The sequence below is a fragment of the Methanobrevibacter sp. genome (assembly GCF_017406825.1).
Taxonomy (GTDB): domain Archaea; phylum Methanobacteriota; class Methanobacteria; order Methanobacteriales; family Methanobacteriaceae; genus Methanocatella.
The window spans coordinates 43,424-60,105 of sequence record NZ_JAFQXT010000043.1 but is presented as its reverse complement, the minus strand read 5'-3'; the positions used below and the strand labels follow the sequence as shown (position 1 = coordinate 60,105).

The window sequence follows — 16,682 nt, the reverse complement described above, 5'->3', positions numbered from 1 at the left end:
GAATAATTTTGTTAAATGAAAATTTATATATATTCAAATATGTAATATATTTAATCATAGGCATAATGCCTAAGGTGGTAAAAACATGAATGATTTATTTAATTTATCTGGACAAGTAGCAGTAGTTAGTGGAGCATCATCTGGTATTGGTGTCGATATGGCTAAAGCATATGCTAGATATGGTGCAAATATTGTAATTACTGGAAGAAGAAAAGAAAGATTAGACCAAGTTGCAGAAGAAATCAAAGAAATTGGTGTAGACTGTATTGGTATTGTTTGTGATGTAACAGACACTGAAAGTGTAGAAAATTGCGTAAAAGAAATCATGGACCACTTTGGAAGAATTGATATTCTCCACAATAATGCAGGATATGGTGCAACAAAAGAAGCTGAATTATTAACCGATGAAGAATGGAATAAAACTGTTGATGTAGACCTCACAGGAACATTCAAAATGTCTAGAGCAGTTGCACGTGAAGCTATGATTCCACAAAAATATGGAAGAATCATCAACACAGCATCCATGTTTGGTTTAGTTGGAACTATGGCAACACCAACTTCCCCATATGCAGCAGCAAAAGGTGGTGTAGTAAATCTTACAAGACAATTAGCAGCAGAATGGGCGAAATACAACATTACTGTTAATGCAATCTGCCCAGGTACCTTCCCAACAGAACTCACCCGTTCAACCATTGACAATGATGAGTACAAAGCTTACACAAAAACTGTTGTGCCTGTAGGAAGATCTGGTGTTGATGGAGAATTAGATTCAACTGTTGTATACTTAGCATCACCTAAATCCAGTTATGTAACTGGTCAAGCAATTGCTGTTGATGGTGGATACACCTGTATATAATTGAGAATGTCGTTTTCGATTGAAACAAAATAAGAGAATTTTTCTTTTATTTCTTTTTTTTATTTTTCAAATTTTTGTTAAAGATTATATATTTTTAAAATCTAATTATTATCATGTCAAATTTAACTTTTAGTGAAGCTATTAACAATTTATCCGATGACGATGTAAAGGTCAGAAAGGAGGCTATCGAATCATTGGTTGGAGTAACTGATGAGGAAGCCATTGAACCTTTGATTAAATCCACCACTGATGAGAATGCCCAAGTAAGATTTAAAGCCGCTGAAATTCTGGGCAGCATGGGCGATATGGCTGTCGATAAATTAATTGAAGAATTTAAAAATGCAGAAGGTAAAGACAAACGTTTCCTTGCTTTTGCACTTAAAGAAACTGAAGATAAACGGGTCATTCCTTATTTTGTCGAATCAACTGAAGATGAAGATTTCGGAGTTAGAAAAGTTGCAGTGCGCGCATTGGGCGAACTCCAGGCTGAAGACGAACTGGACTCAATTGCCAGATGCCTTGAAGATGAGGATTGGGGCGTTAGGCTTGCAGCCATTCAGGCATTAGGAGACCTTGCAACCGACGAGTCAATAAAATTAATCAAGGATGCAAGAAAAGCTGAAGATGATAAGGACTTCAAGAAGTCATGTAATAAGGCCATCAAAAAAGCTGAGAAAAGAAAAAAGGCAAAAGCATCCGGTAAGGCTGTTGTTAAAGTCATTCCAATGAGCACTATAAAAGAAATGGAAAAGTCAAATCTTCAAAAGGCAATCAAGGAATATGAACGTTATGTTGAAGCCAAACAGCCTAAAGACGCTCCATATAAAAGATTATGCGTATTATACAGAAAGGAAAATGACTATGACAATGAAGTCAGAGTTCTGAAAACTGCCTGTGAAGTATTTGCGGACAACGATAAAAAATTAGCATATTTCGAAAAGAGATTGGCCAAATTGGAATAATCATTTTCTGATAACTTCGTAGAGATCATTCCTTTTGTTTTTCAAAAGAGGAATCTCTTCCCTTATTTTTTTTATTTCACTTAAATCGATTTCACAGATAATCAAATCTTCCTTTTCATCCGCTTGAGCAATTACTTCCCCCCAGGGGTTAGTCACAATCGAATGACCGTAACTGTGATAGCTTGCAGCTTCATTTAATGCAGGCGCAACACCGACACAGAAAACCTGATTGTCCAATGCCCTTGCACGGAATAATAGTTCCCAATGTGCAGGACCGGTTGTCATATTGAATGCACCGGGATAAAAAAGTATTAAAGCCCCATTTTCCACCATTATTCTTGCAAGTTCTACAAATCGAACGTCATAGCATATTCCAATACCTATTTTACCGAATTCGGTTTCTGCAATGCTGAATTCATTCCCTGCAGTTAAAACATCCGATTCCTTAAAAGTAATCTTGTCTTTAACATCAATGTCAAAGAGATGCATTTTCCGGTGTTTAGAAATAATATTGCCTTCTTTATCAAATAAGTAGCTTGTATTGAATATTCTATCTTCTTCCTTTTCGGGAATTGACCCTGCTAAAATATAAACGTTATTGTCACAAGCAAGCTTTGCAATCCTGCTTAATGTAAAACTGCTTTTTTCCTCTTCGCAATATTCTATAAATTTATCGTTAGAATATGGGCAGTTGAACATTTCGGGTAAAATTATAAAATCAGCATTATTGCTTACACTATCAGATATCATTGAACTGGCCTTTTCAAGATTGGCCTCTTTATCGTCAACTACATTCATCTGACAAAGCGCAAGTTTAATTTTAGTCATATTAACACAAAAAATAGAGAAAAGTATGATTTAAATCATACTTAAACAATATCTGCAGAACTTATTGCAATGTTTACGTCATCAGAAGAAACAGAATTTTGTGAAGATCCCATCACTTTAAAGACATATAATTTTCCATCACTGAACATTGAAACGTATCTTGTATAATCCCCATCAGCATTTTCAAATAGTATATTTGATGAGTTTCTACCATCTAAAGTAATTGTTTCAACAAGTTCGACAGCATCGCCTTTTTCTTGAGCATAACTAATTCTATCTTGAGTTATATCTTTTAAGGAATTTGCATCACTAGTAATGTTGTAAAATTCTATAGTTACATTATCCTCATTCACGAAAAATATAGCATTCTCATGGTCTGAATCACTACCATTTACCTGTTGCCAAGTAGAGGGGTATTTGAATTTAAAATCTCCGCTGTCATATTCAACCAAATCATTAGATTGGATAATTGGAGAACTAGACTCAGAACTGCTTTTAGAATTATTATTTCCCATAAGAACAATTCCTCCAATCACAATTAAAGTGATGAGCAATATTGCACCAATAAGGAGTTTATTATCTTTAATAATGCTCAAAACATCATCATTGCTTGAAGATTTTTTTTCTTTAGGTTCTTTTTGGAAAATATCCTCTCTTTTAGGAGCTACAACTTTTGGTTTTGGAAATTCGTAACCACAGTTTCCACAAATAGGGGCACCATCATAACTAGGATTTCCACATTCAGGACATTTTTTCACAGCTTAACCTCCATTAAAATTACATTTATTATTTATATTATAAAAATATATTTAATTAATGTGATAATATGGCGGATGAAAAAGTAATTAATCTTGATGATATAAATTATGCAGTTTATAAGATTGGTGAATGGAAAAATCATTATGAGATAAACCAAATAGGCTTGTCAAGAGAAATTCCGGTTACTAAAAATACAATTGTTCACATTAAATTTTCCATGGATGAGATTAGAAGCACTGAATTTTCTGTATCTGATAAAAAGGTCAATGGATTTGTAGCTATTGCGCTGCAGTTAAATCCTGTCGTTCAGGAAATGGAACTGGACGATGCTATCGAATTGGAACAGAATGAATATCAAAATATCCTTGAAGAATTGGAAAGTCTGGATCTTTTAAGTGATGATGAAACTATTCCTCTTGAAAATGAGGAGTATCTTATTTATAAATTGGAAAAGGACTGTCATGTAACAACTTCAATTCCTGCAAATGAATTCACTAAACAGTTTTATGAAGCGGAATTGAAAAGAATTGAAGAGGCTTTAGATTAAAAGAAATCTAAAGTCACTTTCTTATCTCTTTTTAACTCACGAGGAGGTTCGACAGATACGAATTCAATACCTTCCTCTTCAATCATCTCCAAGGCGTCATCCATTATTGATGGTGCAACAAGCAAACCCCTTATTTTTTTCTTTTCAGCCTGACATTCCCTTAAGTAATCATTATCTGTGTTTTCCATATCCTGAATATATCTTCTAAGCTGTTTTACTGCTGTTACGCCTGCTTTACGTGCCTTAAGCTCCAAAATCATTAGATTGTTGTCACTGTCCTTTCCTAAAATGTCAATGAATCCATGCTCAACGCTATATTCCCGGGTGGTTGGTTTAAACCCCTCTTCGATAATATGAGGTTTTTCCATTATCATGTCGCTCATGTCCTTTTCATATCCTGCCTGTTCAAGCTCTTCGAAGTCCTCAACATTAGCATAGTTGATAAATTGAATCTGCTTTATCTCAACGGTCAACAATTCTTTAGGGGTTCTCCTGTGACTTTCCAGGAATAGGTTATCATTTTTAATGTAAGCTCTTGTTCGTGATTTTGGCGGTTGCCAGTTTACAGGCTCTACCTTTTTTTCCTGATGTATCAAAAACGCACCATCCGGCTTAATCATTATTATGCGTTCCCCCCAGTTCAATTCACTCAGGGCTCTTCCTTCATAATTTACTTTACAGCATGCAAAAATAAGTATTGTGGCTCTTTTTCTGAGAGCTTCTTCGATTAAATCATATGCTTCTTCGCAATTAGGTTTTTCTAAAATTTTATATTTCATCACAATTTACATTGTCTAGTTTAATTTAAATATTTTGTTCATTAAAAGAATATACAAGGTATTCTGGAGGAATTTAAATTTACGACGAGGAATATTTTGAAAGTCAAAACGAGTATTATACCATGGATTCTTTTGAATTTGAAAATGGTAAAGTTTTAAAAGATGTTAAAGTCGAATATATGACATTTGGAACTCCGAAGTATGATGGTAATGGAGTAATTGAAAATGCAATCATATATTGCCATGGTTCATTGGGAAATTATGCATCAATGAAAAAGGTGGCGCCACTGGTGGGCGAAGGTGATGTTTTTGATGAAAACAAATATTATTTCATTTCTTTAACAGCATTGGGTTCTCCAAATTCATGTTCTCCATCAACCACCAACTTAAAAAGTAAATTTCCAAAATATACCATATTGGACGTAGTCAATTTTCAAAAACAGTTCCTTGAAGAAAAATTCGGCATCAATCACGTATTGGGTATGATTGGCAATTCAATGGGAGGTTTTGTCGCCTTGACTTCAGCCATCAATTACCCGAATTTCGCCGATTTCATAATAACCGGAGTTAGCAGCTATAAGGTGGCCGGGCATGATTTCATTCTTTCAAAATTTGTAGATGAGATTATCACCTCTGATCCCGATTACGCTAAAGGCGAATTGACCTATTCGTTAATCAGAACGTTAAGATTGGCCAATCTGGCTGAATTCAATTTTGGACTTTCAAAGGAAGCTTTAAGGGCTATGTCTAATGATGAGTTGGCTATTGAATTCGAAAACTATGGAAATGAGATGCTGGAAACAGATATCTATGACCTTAAATACTGTAATGAATCCTGCATGAACTATGATGTGGAATCTGATTTGAATAAAATCCAATCCAAGGTGCTGATTATATCATGCAAACAGGATCCTCATTTCCCGACCAGTCTTGATGGAATTCCAATGGCTGAAATGATTGAAGGGTCAGAATTGATTGTAATGGATTCTGAATTGGGTCATTTATGTTTCAATGAACTTGAATCCATATCTGATGAACTGAAGGGGTTCATGGAGGATTTTTCATGATTGTCGAAATCACGGACTATGGTTCAGGGGAAGTCAATTTTGTCGAGTATTCAGTTTTTGGATTATCCGGCGAACAGATGAGTTTTCTTGATGAAAATCTGGATGAAAAAACATGCATTGTTGATGATAAGCTGCTAATTAAAGCATATTTCGATGAAAATTTATATCCTTTCGCCAGCGATGTCGCTCAATTCAGATTGGATGATTTCATCGCACGCGAAGAAATAGAAATGAGCGTCTTCCTATTGAGTTTTTTGGAAGATATGTAAAACTTTTGTTATTCTTCGGTTAATTTTCCATCTAATGGATTTAAATACTTTAAATTAATATTATTACATAGGTGATATTATTTTTAATGTAGCAACTGAAAGCGGAATTCATGTTATGGACTCTTTTAGATTTGAATATGGCAGGGTTCTTGAGAATGTTGCAGTTCAATATGTCACTTACGGTTATCCAAGATATGATGAAGACGGGTTTATCACAAATGCAATCATATTTTTCCCTACTTTTCAGGGAGTCTACTCCTATTTAAGGGAAGCCCACAAATATATAATGGACAATAGTGATTTTACAGACGAATTCTTTTTCATTGTAATTACTTCATTAGGTATTCCGGATTCCTGTTCCCCTTCAACAACAGGCCTGGATTATAATTTCCCATCCTATTCCTGTCTTGATTTGGTGAATTTTAAAAGGCAATTTCTCGCCGAAAAATTCAAAATCAAAAAAATCTTAGGTTTGATAGGTGAGGGAATTGGAGGATATCAGATCTTAACATGGGCATGCGAATATCCCGACGAAATGGAATTTATCACAGTTGTCAATTCTTCCGCTAAGCTTTCAGGTTATAAGTTTATAATATCAAAGATTTTCGAAAATATTATAGAATCAACAGAGGATTATTATACCGATGGCTACAGTGCTTCCAAAACAAAAAGCATTATTGCAATAAATTCATTATTGTTCGCCCACACCGCTTCTAAAAAAACTTTCAACAATCTTGACAATGATGAAATATCAGTTATTTTTGAAGATTTCAATGATGAATGTATTTTCAATGATTTATACGATTTTAAATTTAGAAATGATTGCGATATGCAATTTGATGTTGTAGACCAGCTGTCCAGTATCAAGGCTAAATCATTATTCATAGGCACTAATGATAATTATTATCATTCTGAATTAGACACAATGCCTTTCAGAGAACTGGTTAACGGCGCCATTGTTGTAACACAAAAAGATGAAAAGGACGACTACTATTTCAACAATGACGATTATTTTTACATTGGAGAAAAAATAATCTCTTTTTTAGTAAAATTTAAAAAATAGAAAAATAAGAAGAAGCTATTTTGATACATCAAGCATATGCTGTACTGCTTTTCTAGATTTATCAGCAACTTCTTTTGGTAATGTGACTTCAGGAGCTTCGTTAATTAATGAATCCCTTATTTTTTCAAGGGTATGCAATTTCATGGTCTTACAGATTGCTCCTTCAAGCAAAGGATATAATTTTTTTCCAGGAACTTCTGAGTTGATTCTTGTAATCATGTCTATTTCTGTTCCGATTACAAATTCTTCCTTGTCGCTTTCAGCAATGTGTCTTAACATTCCCCCGGTTGACATCACGACATCACATGCTTTTTGAACTTCAATGTTGCATTCAGGATGGCAGATTATCTCCGCATTAGGATATTCCTTTCTTTTAAGTTCAACATCTTCAACATGGAACAGTCTGTGAACATAGCAGTGGCCGTCACTTGGAACAGGGATTATCTCTTTATCGATTTTTTCCGCAACATGGGTCCCCAGGTTCTTGTCAGGTCCGAATAGTATCTTGTCATGAGGCAAGCTCTCAGTAACTTTTACTGCATTAGCAGAGGTGCACAATGTGTCAGCATGTTGTTTTGCTTCTGCAATACTGTTCACATAAAGGATTACTCCCGCATCAGGATATTCTTCTTTGGCTTTCAGCAACTCTTCTTCAGGAAGCATATGCGCCATAGGACATTCTGCCTCAAGTGTAGGTATGACAATTTTCTTATCTGGATTTAATATGAACGCTGTTTCTGCCATGAAGTCTACTCCGCAGAAGATTACCAAATCTTTATCCTCAATTTCAGAAGCTTTAATGCATAATTCTAGTGAGTCTCCAAGAAAATCCGCGATTTCTTGAACTTCTTTTGGTTGGTAGTTATGTGCGAGGATTATAGCATTCTTTTCCTCTTTTAATTTCAAAATTTCATCTTGAAGTGCACTATTCATCTTTTTCACCTATTCCATTAACGTATTTCCTAATTTCATTAGTGATTATTATTTTATATTTGTCTTTATCATTAAAGTCTTTTACCCAAAAGGATACTTTTACCTTGCTTTGTTTAAAGCTGATTTCCCTTCCATAAACATTTGGTTTAGGATTATCGGATATTTCAGGGTAACTTTCCATTCTAGTTATAATATATTCTCTAAAATTCACGACATCAATGTTCAACGGCAGCCCTGCCATGATATCCACCCTATACATTTCAGGGAGTTTGTATTGGAGATATTCATTGTTTGTCAACGTTGAATTGGGGACATGGTTTTTAACGCCGTAATCATCAGTGATTATGGTTGACCTAAGGGAAATTTTCTCAACATAACCTTTCATGCCGTTTATTTCCATAGTGTCTCCGACTTTGACACTTTTTCCTAAAATCAGTAGGATTCCTGAAAATAGATTTGAGATAATGTCTTTTGCCGCAAAACTCAGAGCAATACCTACAATACCTAAACTTAATAGGGTTCCTGCAAGATTAATTCCAAAGAACTGTAAGATTGCCACTAAAGCTATGAAATAGATTAAATAACATATAATGTCTCTTACAAGATAGATTGCGGTCATGTCTTTTTTATATCTCTTCATTTTATTCATTAAGAATGCAATTAATCTAGTTAGAATAAACACAGCTATTATAATGGCAAAAATGGAGATAAATGTTGTTGAGGGGTCATTGATTATTGTAGGTTCCATATTAATCATCTAACTTCAATTTCTAATAAATCATAAGCCAATTCGGTATTTTCAAAGATTTCTCGAGCTTCATCCAGCATTTTGTCTTCATACTCTTTGGTGTATCTTGTACTTATGTGGGTCAAGATTAGCTTTTCGCTATTTGATTCCCGAGCAATATATGCAGCATCCACTGAAGTGGAGTGAGCATGCTCTTCCGCATTAACTTTATCCTCTTCTACAAAAGTAGATTCATGAATGAGTAATGTTGAGTCACGAGCAAGCATAATCATCTCTTCGCAGGGTCTTGTATCTCCTGAATATGTGATTTTAGCTCCTTTTCTTGGTTCTCCAAGTACCTGTTCCGGTTTAATTATTTTTCCGTCAACTTCAACTTCTTCGCCATTGTGCAAACGTCCGAAAGCAGGACCGACAGGAACTCCCAATTCAATTGCCTTTTCTCTTAAAAACCTTGGTTTTTTCTTTTCTTCTATTGAATAGGCTAATGTGGGGACATTATGTTTAACCCTTTCGGCTTGGATGAAATATTTTTCATTATCCTCGATTATTCCGGAGTCTATTTCGATAAATTCAATAGGATATTCAATTGTACAATAACCCATGGAATAAATGGCATTTTTCACTTTATCCAATCCTTTTGGTCCGTAAATTGTTAATTCGGATTCTCTGCCATTCAAGCTCATTGACTGCAAAAGTCCGGGAAGGCCTAGAATATGGTCTCCATGATAATGTGTGACGAATATCTTCGATACTTTCATTGGGCTGATATTGCTTGACAGCATCTGTTTCTGAGTCGCTTCACCACAATCAAATAATATGGTCTCGCCAAACGCCTTAATGGCAATTGACGGATGGTTTCTTTCAATCGAATGAACTGCAGATGAAGTTCCTAAAAATGTTATTTCCATAATGTAATCACGTTTATATTTATGAATTACTATATATTCATAATAATATTAAATAATTTAGGTGATTTTTTGGATAAAATTATTGAATATATGCTATCTGAAGATGAAGGATTTGGAGATGTTACATCCAATGCCGTGGTAGAAGAGGGTAAAATTGTTAAGGCATATATTAAATCTAAAGATGAAGGAATTCTCGCAGGTATTGATGTCATTCGAGATTTGTTTGAAGAATATGGCGTCAATGTTTTGTTCTGGCTTAAAGACGGGACAAAAATATCAAATAATGATGTGCTTATATCACTTAAAGGAGACGCTAGAACCATTTTGCTTTTAGAGAGAACTGCCCTAAATCTGCTTATGAGAATGAGTGGGGTGGCAACCGCCGCCTGTCACTATGTGGATATTGTTAAGGACTTCGATGTTAGGGTGGCAGGAACACGCAAAACTTCTCCGGCAATAGGAAAATTCGATAAATATGCTTTAAAGGTTGGCGGAGCAGATCCTCACAGGTTCGGATTGGATGACATGATTCTGATTAAGGATAATCATATCGCGACATGCAAATCCCCTCTCGATGCACTTTTAAAGGCAAAGGAAAATACAAGCTTTTCTAAAAAAATAGAAATTGAAGTAGAAACACTTGAAGATGCAATAGATTGTGTTAAAAATGGGGCGGATATTGTAATGCTTGATAATATGGGGCCTGATGAAGTTAAAGAAGTAATTGAAGAACTTGAAGCATTGAACATTCGTAAAAATTCATTAATTGAAGTTTCAGGAGGAATCACTCATGAAACAATTTTGGATTATGCTTCCTTAGGTGTGGACATCATTTCAATCGGTGCCCTGACACATTCCTCAAGAAGCCTAAATTTCAGTTTGAAGATAGAAGAATCATAATCTTAGGGTTAAAACCTCTTTCAATTCCTCATTTGTCATTTCAGTAAGGAAGGTTTCATCATTGCTGATTGATTTTTCAGCCAGATCAACTTTTCTTTTGCTTATTGCATCTATGGCCTCTTCTAGGGTTCCTTTTGTAATGAGCCGATACACCATCACGTCCTTATCCTGTCCGATACGGTGAACCCTGTCGGTTGCCTGATTTTCCACAGCAGGATTCCACCACAAATCATAATGAATCACATTTCTGGCGGCGGTCAGATTCAAACCTGTTCCTCCAGTTTTAAGTGTTGCAACAAATATCTTATAGTTTTCATCCTCTTGGAATGTGTCGATAATTCTTGTTTTCTCTTTCATTGATTGTGACCCGTGCAGGAACAGCACGTCTCGTTTAAACTTTTTAGAGACAAGTTCTTTAATGAGCTTGCCCATTTCAACGTATTGTGTAAATATTATCACTTTCTCATCATTGTCAAGAATGTTTTCCAGAATATTGATCAGCAGTTCCATCTTTCCCGATTCGGAAATCTTAGGATTTTTAATATCCAAAAACTGCGCGGGATGATTGCATGTCTGCTTTAATGCGGTCAATATCTTAAGGATTATTCCCTTTCTTTGAATCCCCTTTGAATTTTCTATATCAAAGAAAATCTCTTCTAGAATTGCAGTATATAATTTCACTTGCTTTTTGGTTAAACTGCAGTAAATGTCATTGACGAATTTTTCAGGCAATTCCTTTTTGATGTCCTCGTCGGTTTTTAAGCGTCTCATTACAAAGGGTTTGGCTATTGTTTTCAGGTTTTCCAAAACTTCCTCATCTTCCAATTTTTCAATCGGAATAATATAATTTCGTTTAAAATCATCTTTAGTTGACAAATATCCTTTGTTTACAAAATCAAATATGGACCAGTAATCCATTAATTTGTTTTCGATTGGAGTACCGGTTAATGCAATTTTGGTTGAAGCCGGCACTTCCTTAATTGCTTTTGTCTGCTCGGTATTCGGATTTTTAATGTTTTGAGCTTCATCAATAACGCATAAAAACCAGATTCTGTCTAGAAACATGTCCAAATCAAGTCTCACAACTCCATAGGAAGTCAAAATGATATCATAGTTTTCTAATGGAAATGTCCTGTTGGATCCGTGATATATAAAATAGGTCAAATCCGGTGTGAATTTCTTTATCTCATTTTCCCAATTTGGTATCAGTGTGGGCGGCACAATGATTAATGTTGATTCATCTTCCAGCTGGCTGTTTTCTTTGAAATATAATATTGTGGACAATACCTGGATTGTTTTTCCAAGACCCATATCATCAGCCAATATGCTTCCGAATTTGAATTTAATATTTTGAACTAGCCAGGAATAACCGATTTTTTGATAGGGCCTCAAATCACCGGTTAATGATTCCGGGGGATTATAAACCTTGGCCTGATTGACCAACTTTTGAAATCTCGCATAGTCCTTTGGATTTTTCAGATGTCTTTTAGCTAATTTTTCAACATTAGTGCCCATATTCACTCTCTTTCAGATTTGATGTGTATAATTTAGTTTATAATTTAATATTAATTTAATTGTTCATTCATTTATCGTATTTTTTTTTCAAATTTTTTGAATGAATTTCTTTAAAATCTCTAAAAAAACAAAGTTTAATAATATATTAAAATAAAATATAATAAAGATAGTAAATTTTTATATCTTATTATGGTGATTAAATGGTAAAAATAGCTAAATTGGCTTTGGAAGATGGAACTATTTTAAAAGGTGAAGCATTTGGTTATGAAACCACCAAATTAGGAGAACTTGTTTTTTCTACAGGTATGGGTGGTTACACCGAATCTTTAACTGATCCGTCTTTTAAAGGAGAAATATTAATGTCCACTTATCCTTTAGAGGGCAATCATGGGGTAAGTGAGGAATGGTATCAATCTGATAAAGTTCAGGTTGAAGGATTTGTTTGTCGTGAGGTCTGCCGTGAACTTTCTAATTTTGGACCTCAAAAAACTTTAGATGAATTTTTAACAGAGTTTGAAACTCCGGGAATAAGCGGAATTGATACTCGTGATTTAACTTTAAAAATCAGGGAAAGAGGTTCACTTAAGGCAGCCATTACAACTGAAGACATTGATGATGAGGAACTGCTTGAAATGGCAAAAGCCCAGCCAAGCATTGAAGACGTTGATGTGGTGCCGTTGGTATCAACAAAGGAAATAAAAATATTCAATGAAGACGCTGAAAAGAAAGTTGCTTTAATCGACTGCGGAGTCAAAAGGAATATCATCAACTCATTTTTAGAAAGGGATATTGGAGTACTATTGTTCCCGTATGACACTGATTATAAGACTATACTTGATTACTCACCAAACGGTTTGATGATTACATCAGGGCCTGGAAACCCGGATAGGGTTACTGAGACCATTGAAACCATGAAAAAACTATCCAACAGATTGCCAATCTTCGGAATCTGTATGGGCCAGCAGTTAATTGCCAAGTCTTTCGGTGCAAAATCATATAAAATGAAATTCGGGCACCGTGGTGAAAACCAGCCGGTAAAAGATTTAAACACTGGAAAAGTATTCATCACATCCCAAAATCACGGATTCACAATTGATAAGGAATCTTTAAAAGAAACAGACTTAGTATTGACTCATGTTAACTTAAATGATGGAACTCCTGAAGGTATTTCACATAAGGAATTGCCAATGCGCTGTATACAGTACCACCCTGAAGCGGGACCGGGTCCAAATGATACAAGAAATACTTTTGACGAGTTTAGCCAAATGATGGATGATTATTAGAAAGAGGGATTACATTATGCCAGTAGATAAAGATATTAAAAAAGTATTGATAATCGGGTCCGGACCTATCCAAATCGGACAGGCAGCTGAATTCGATTATTCAGGTTCACAAGCATGTAAATCATTAAGAGAAGAAGGTATTGAAACAGTACTTGTCAACAGTAATCCTGCTACAATTCAAACAGACCTTGGAATGGCCGATACTGTTTACACTGAACCATTAACTCCTGAAGTTGTTGCAAAAATTATTGAAGAAGAAGATATTGATGCTATTTTACCAACTATGGGTGGACAAACCGGATTGAATATTGCAACAGGACTTGGAGATCTGGGATTACTTGAAGGAATCAAAGTCATCGGATCTGACGTTCAGACAATCAAAGATGTGGAAGACCGTGACTTGTTCGCAAACCTCATGGAAGAAATTGGAGAGGAAATTCCAAAATGTCATGCTGTTGAAAGTGTGGATGAAGCGCTGGAAGCTGTAAAGGATATCGGTTATCCTGTAATTGTCAGACCGGCATTCACATTAGGTGGAACCGGTGGAGGAATCGCCCACAATGAAGAGGAATTGATCGAAATTGCTAATCACGGATTGGATATGAGTTTCATCAATCAGGTTCTCATAGACGAATCAGTTCTCGGATGGAAGGAAATAGAATTTGAAGTAATGAGAGACAAGGAAGATACCTGTATCATCGTCTGTACAATGGAAAACATTGATCCTATGGGTATCCACACAGGAGACAGTGTTGTAGTCGCTCCGATTCAATGTTTATGTGATGAAACCATCCAAAAAATGCGTGACGCATCCATTAAGATTATCAGAGCATTAGGTATCCGCGGAGGATGTAACATTCAATTTGCCCTAAACCCCGAAACCGATGAATATAAGGTAATTGAAGTAAATCCTCGTGTATCAAGAAGTAGTGCGCTCGCATCCAAAGCGACAGGTTATCCTATTGCTAAAATTTCATCCAAAGTAGCATTAGGTTTGACATTGGATGAGATTAAAAACGACATCACAAAAGAGACTCCAGCTTCTTTTGAACCTGCAATCGATTATGTAGTTATCAAAATCCCAAGATGGCCATTTGACAAATTTAAAGGAATCAGCCGTCAAGTTGGAGTACAAATGAAAGCAACAGGTGAAGTAATGGCTATTGGAAGAACCTTTGAAGAAGCATTCCAAAAAGCATTAAGATCACTTGATATGGGCTTTGACGGATTTGAATATGTTGAATACACAGAAGATGATCTAGCCAATCCGACTGATTTGATTTACTTCCAAATCTATTCTGCAATCAAGGATGGAATGGACATTGATAAAATCCGTGAACTTACCAAAATTGACAATTTCTTCTTATACAAAATCAGAAACATAGTTAACTTTGAAAACAGCGTAACTGCCGAAAAACTAAATGATGAGGAGTTCTTAAGAAAAGCAAAACAGATGGGTTGTTCCAATAAACGCCTGGCAGATTTATCAGGCCAGACTGAAGAATATGTCAGAAACCTGCTTTCAAGATATAACATCAAACAGTCATATAAGATGGTAGATACATGTGCTGCTGAATTTGAAGCAAAAACTCCTTATTACTACAGCAGTTATGATGAAGGTAATGAATTAATCTCCACCAACAAGAAAAAAGTTGTAATTTTAGGTGCAGGACCAATCAGAATCGGTCAGGGTATTGAATTTGATTACTGTTGCGTACACTCTTCATTGGCTTTAAAAGAAGATGGAATTGAAACAATATTAATCAACAACAACCCAGAAACCGTAAGTACCGACTATGACATTTCAGATAAGCTATTCTTCGAACCGTTAACCTTTGAAGATGTAATGGGTGTAATCGAACAGGAAAAACCTGACGGCGTCATTGTGCAGTTCGGTGGTCAGACTTCAATCAACCTGGCAGTGCCGCTTGCAAATGCAGGAGTTAAAATACTCGGAACTCCATATGAAAGTATTGACAGGGTAGAAGACAGAGAACTCTTCGCAGAGCTTTTAGAAAAATTACATATTCATCAGGCTCCATATGGGACCGCAAACTCATTTGAAGAAGCAAAAGAAATTGCAGAAAGAATCACATTCCCTGTTCTTGTACGTCCATCATACGTTATCGGTGGAAGAGCAATGGAAATTGTTTATGACATGAATGAACTCGAGGAATATATGAAAGAAGCCGTAAAGGTATCACCGGACCATCCAATCTTAGTGGACAAATTCCTTGAAGATGCAATTGAACTTGATGTGGACCTTTTATGTGACGGCGAAAACGTATTCATTGCAGGAATCATGGAACACATTGAAGAAGCAGGTGTCCACTCAGGTGATTCCGCATGTGTAATACCTCCTCAAACCATTCCAAAACATATTCTGGATACCATCCGTGAAAACTCCACCAAATTAGCTTTGGAGTTGGATGTCAAAGGTTTAATGAACATTCAATATGCCGTAAAACTTGATGAAGAAATGGTTTACATTATCGAAGCAAACCCTCGTGCAAGTAGGACAGTTCCGTTTGTAAGCAAGGCTATCGGAGTTCCACTCGCCAAGGTTGCAACATGGATCATGCATGGTGCCAAATTGAAAGACTTCGGTTTAACAAAAGAAATCAAAATAGACCATGTGGCTGTAAAAGAATCAGTATTCCCATTCCTGAAATTACCGGAATCTGACACTGTTCTTGGACCTGAAATGAAATCCACCGGTGAAAGCATAGGTATAGATGAAAGTTATGGAATGGCATTTTATAAATCTCAGCTATCTGCAGGTATGGAATTGCCTAAAGAGGGTAAGATATTCATCAGTGTCAAGGAATCTGACAAGAAAAAAATCAGACCAATCGCTGAAAAAGCGGCTAATTTAGGATTTGAGATTATGGCTACTGCAGGCACAGGCGATGCAACCGGTCTTGATTCAGTCGAAAAGGTCTTAAAAGTATCACAAGGTTCACCTAATATCAGAGATGCTATTTTAAACAAGGAAGTTGATTTAATCATTAACACTTCTGAAGGTAAGCAGTCTGCTAAAGACGGTTATATCATCAGACGTTTGGCTATTGAATTAGGTATTCCTTATGTTACCACTTTGGCTGGTGCAAGAGCTGTTCTAAATGCTATTGCGGCTGTTCAGAATAATGAAATCAATGTCAAATCTTTAAATGAATATGTTGATGGGGAATAATTGTTCTCAATCACATACTCAGAATGTGAGGAATCCAGCATTCCTTACCATTTTTTTTTATTTGCTTGTTAT

The 16,682-nt window shown here is 35.7% G+C and carries 16 protein-coding genes; 9 read left to right on the top strand and 7 right to left on the bottom strand.

Annotated features, from left to right (window positions below; genetic code table 11):
- The first annotated feature begins 85 nt into the window (after positions 1–85).
- A complete protein-coding gene (locus IJF99_RS07710) occupies positions 86–856 on the top strand; it encodes an SDR family oxidoreductase (protein ID WP_292793852.1) in 771 nt (256 codons plus the stop codon).
- Between the two features lie 113 nt (positions 857–969).
- Positions 970–1,818, top strand: a complete 849-nt coding sequence (locus tag IJF99_RS07705) for a HEAT repeat domain-containing protein (protein WP_292793850.1) — start codon at positions 970–972, stop codon at positions 1,816–1,818.
- Here IJF99_RS07705 and IJF99_RS07700 read toward each other — a convergent pair whose 3' ends face one another.
- Together IJF99_RS07700 and IJF99_RS07695 are read right to left on the bottom strand one after the other, a co-directional pair.
- Positions 1,819–2,646: a carbon-nitrogen hydrolase family protein gene (locus IJF99_RS07700; protein WP_292793848.1), complete on the bottom strand. Its 828-nt coding sequence runs from the start codon at positions 2,644–2,646 to the stop codon at positions 1,819–1,821.
- 41 nt (positions 2,647–2,687) lie between these two features.
- On the bottom strand, positions 2,688–3,404 hold the full coding sequence (locus IJF99_RS07695; protein WP_292793846.1) for a PsbP-related protein: 717 nt from the start codon (positions 3,402–3,404) through the stop codon (positions 2,688–2,690).
- A gap of 68 nt (positions 3,405–3,472) precedes the next feature.
- Between IJF99_RS07695 and IJF99_RS07690 the strand changes: the two genes are divergently transcribed.
- Positions 3,473–3,952, top strand: a complete 480-nt coding sequence (locus tag IJF99_RS07690; protein WP_292793844.1) for a hypothetical protein — start codon at positions 3,473–3,475, stop codon at positions 3,950–3,952.
- Here the strand turns inward: IJF99_RS07690 and nucS are convergent.
- A complete protein-coding gene (gene nucS, locus IJF99_RS07685) occupies positions 3,949–4,731 on the bottom strand; it encodes an endonuclease NucS (protein ID WP_292793842.1) in 783 nt (260 codons plus the stop codon). The two genes, IJF99_RS07690 and nucS, sit on opposite strands and share 4 nt — an antisense overlap.
- Before the next feature lie 122 nt (positions 4,732–4,853).
- Between nucS and IJF99_RS07680 the strand changes: the two genes are divergently transcribed.
- From IJF99_RS07680 to IJF99_RS07670, 3 genes are all read left to right on the top strand, one after another.
- Entirely contained in the window at positions 4,854–5,798 is a 945-nt protein-coding gene (locus IJF99_RS07680; protein WP_292793840.1) for an alpha/beta fold hydrolase, read from the top strand.
- Positions 5,795–6,067 (top strand): DUF5750 family protein, encoded by a 273-nt coding sequence (locus IJF99_RS07675; protein ID WP_292793838.1) that lies wholly within the window; start codon positions 5,795–5,797, stop codon positions 6,065–6,067. Before IJF99_RS07680 ends, IJF99_RS07675 begins: the two co-directional genes overlap by 4 nt.
- A 115-nt stretch (positions 6,068–6,182) precedes the next feature.
- A complete protein-coding gene (locus IJF99_RS07670) occupies positions 6,183–7,130 on the top strand; it encodes a hypothetical protein (protein WP_292793836.1) in 948 nt (315 codons plus the stop codon).
- Positions 7,131–7,145: 15 nt separating this feature from the next.
- Here IJF99_RS07670 and nadA read toward each other — a convergent pair whose 3' ends face one another.
- Genes nadA through rnz form a run of 3 tightly spaced genes read right to left on the bottom strand, consistent with a single transcriptional unit; the run spans position 7,146 to position 9,719 of the window.
- Complete coding sequence (nadA, locus tag IJF99_RS07665) at positions 7,146–8,063, bottom strand: quinolinate synthase NadA (RefSeq protein WP_292793834.1); 918 nt, start codon at positions 8,061–8,063, stop codon at positions 7,146–7,148.
- Positions 8,056–8,811: a mechanosensitive ion channel domain-containing protein gene (locus IJF99_RS07660; RefSeq protein ID WP_292793832.1), complete on the bottom strand. Its 756-nt coding sequence runs from the start codon at positions 8,809–8,811 to the stop codon at positions 8,056–8,058. The genes nadA and IJF99_RS07660 overlap by 8 nt, the downstream gene beginning before the upstream one ends.
- A 5-nt stretch (positions 8,812–8,816) precedes the next feature.
- Positions 8,817–9,719, bottom strand: a complete 903-nt coding sequence (gene rnz / locus IJF99_RS07655; RefSeq protein WP_292793830.1) for a ribonuclease Z — start codon at positions 9,717–9,719, stop codon at positions 8,817–8,819.
- A 69-nt stretch (positions 9,720–9,788) separates the two neighbouring features.
- On the opposite strand from rnz, the gene nadC reads away from it, so the two are divergent.
- A complete protein-coding gene (gene nadC, locus IJF99_RS07650; RefSeq protein ID WP_292793828.1) occupies positions 9,789–10,619 on the top strand; it encodes a carboxylating nicotinate-nucleotide diphosphorylase in 831 nt (276 codons plus the stop codon).
- On the opposite strand, the gene IJF99_RS07645 is transcribed toward nadC, so the two are convergent.
- A complete protein-coding gene (locus tag IJF99_RS07645) occupies positions 10,614–12,134 on the bottom strand; it encodes a DEAD/DEAH box helicase (protein WP_292793827.1) in 1,521 nt (506 codons plus the stop codon). The two genes, nadC and IJF99_RS07645, sit on opposite strands and share 6 nt — an antisense overlap.
- Positions 12,135–12,334: 200 nt before the next feature.
- On the opposite strand from IJF99_RS07645, the gene carA reads away from it, so the two are divergent.
- Positions 12,335–13,417 (top strand): glutamine-hydrolyzing carbamoyl-phosphate synthase small subunit, encoded by a 1,083-nt coding sequence (gene carA / locus IJF99_RS07640; RefSeq protein WP_292793825.1) that lies wholly within the window; start codon positions 12,335–12,337, stop codon positions 13,415–13,417.
- Positions 13,418–13,433: 16 nt separating this feature from the next.
- The gene (gene carB / locus IJF99_RS07635) at positions 13,434–16,610 is read left to right on the top strand and encodes a carbamoyl-phosphate synthase large subunit (protein WP_292793823.1); all 3,177 of its coding nucleotides are present in this window, start codon (positions 13,434–13,436) and stop codon (positions 16,608–16,610) included.
- Positions 16,611–16,682 lie beyond the last annotated feature (72 nt).

What these genes read in the sequence shown, in the direction of transcription:
- IJF99_RS07645 (WP_292793827.1), bottom strand. Translation starts at nt 12,134, where the DNA reads ATGGGCACTAATGTTGAAAAATTAGCTAAAAGACATCTGAAAAATCCA.
- IJF99_RS07660 (WP_292793832.1), bottom strand. Translation starts at nt 8,811, where the DNA reads ATGGAACCTACAATAATCAATGACCCCTCAACAACATTTATCTCCATT.
- carA (WP_292793825.1), top strand. Translation starts at nt 12,335, where the DNA reads ATGGTAAAAATAGCTAAATTGGCTTTGGAAGATGGAACTATTTTAAAA.
- IJF99_RS07705 (WP_292793850.1), top strand. Translation starts at nt 970, where the DNA reads ATGTCAAATTTAACTTTTAGTGAAGCTATTAACAATTTATCCGATGAC.
- IJF99_RS07690 (WP_292793844.1), top strand. Translation starts at nt 3,473, where the DNA reads ATGGCGGATGAAAAAGTAATTAATCTTGATGATATAAATTATGCAGTT.
- rnz (WP_292793830.1), bottom strand. Translation starts at nt 9,719, where the DNA reads ATGGAAATAACATTTTTAGGAACTTCATCTGCAGTTCATTCGATTGAA.
- carB (WP_292793823.1), top strand. Translation starts at nt 13,434, where the DNA reads ATGCCAGTAGATAAAGATATTAAAAAAGTATTGATAATCGGGTCCGGA.
- IJF99_RS07680 (WP_292793840.1), top strand. Translation starts at nt 4,854, where the DNA reads ATGGATTCTTTTGAATTTGAAAATGGTAAAGTTTTAAAAGATGTTAAA.
- nadA (WP_292793834.1), bottom strand. Translation starts at nt 8,063, where the DNA reads ATGAATAGTGCACTTCAAGATGAAATTTTGAAATTAAAAGAGGAAAAG.
- IJF99_RS07710 (WP_292793852.1), top strand. Translation starts at nt 86, where the DNA reads ATGAATGATTTATTTAATTTATCTGGACAAGTAGCAGTAGTTAGTGGA.
- IJF99_RS07675 (WP_292793838.1), top strand. Translation starts at nt 5,795, where the DNA reads ATGATTGTCGAAATCACGGACTATGGTTCAGGGGAAGTCAATTTTGTC.
- nucS (WP_292793842.1), bottom strand. Translation starts at nt 4,731, where the DNA reads ATGAAATATAAAATTTTAGAAAAACCTAATTGCGAAGAAGCATATGAT.
- IJF99_RS07670 (WP_292793836.1), top strand. Translation starts at nt 6,183, where the DNA reads ATGGACTCTTTTAGATTTGAATATGGCAGGGTTCTTGAGAATGTTGCA.
- IJF99_RS07700 (WP_292793848.1), bottom strand. Translation starts at nt 2,646, where the DNA reads ATGACTAAAATTAAACTTGCGCTTTGTCAGATGAATGTAGTTGACGAT.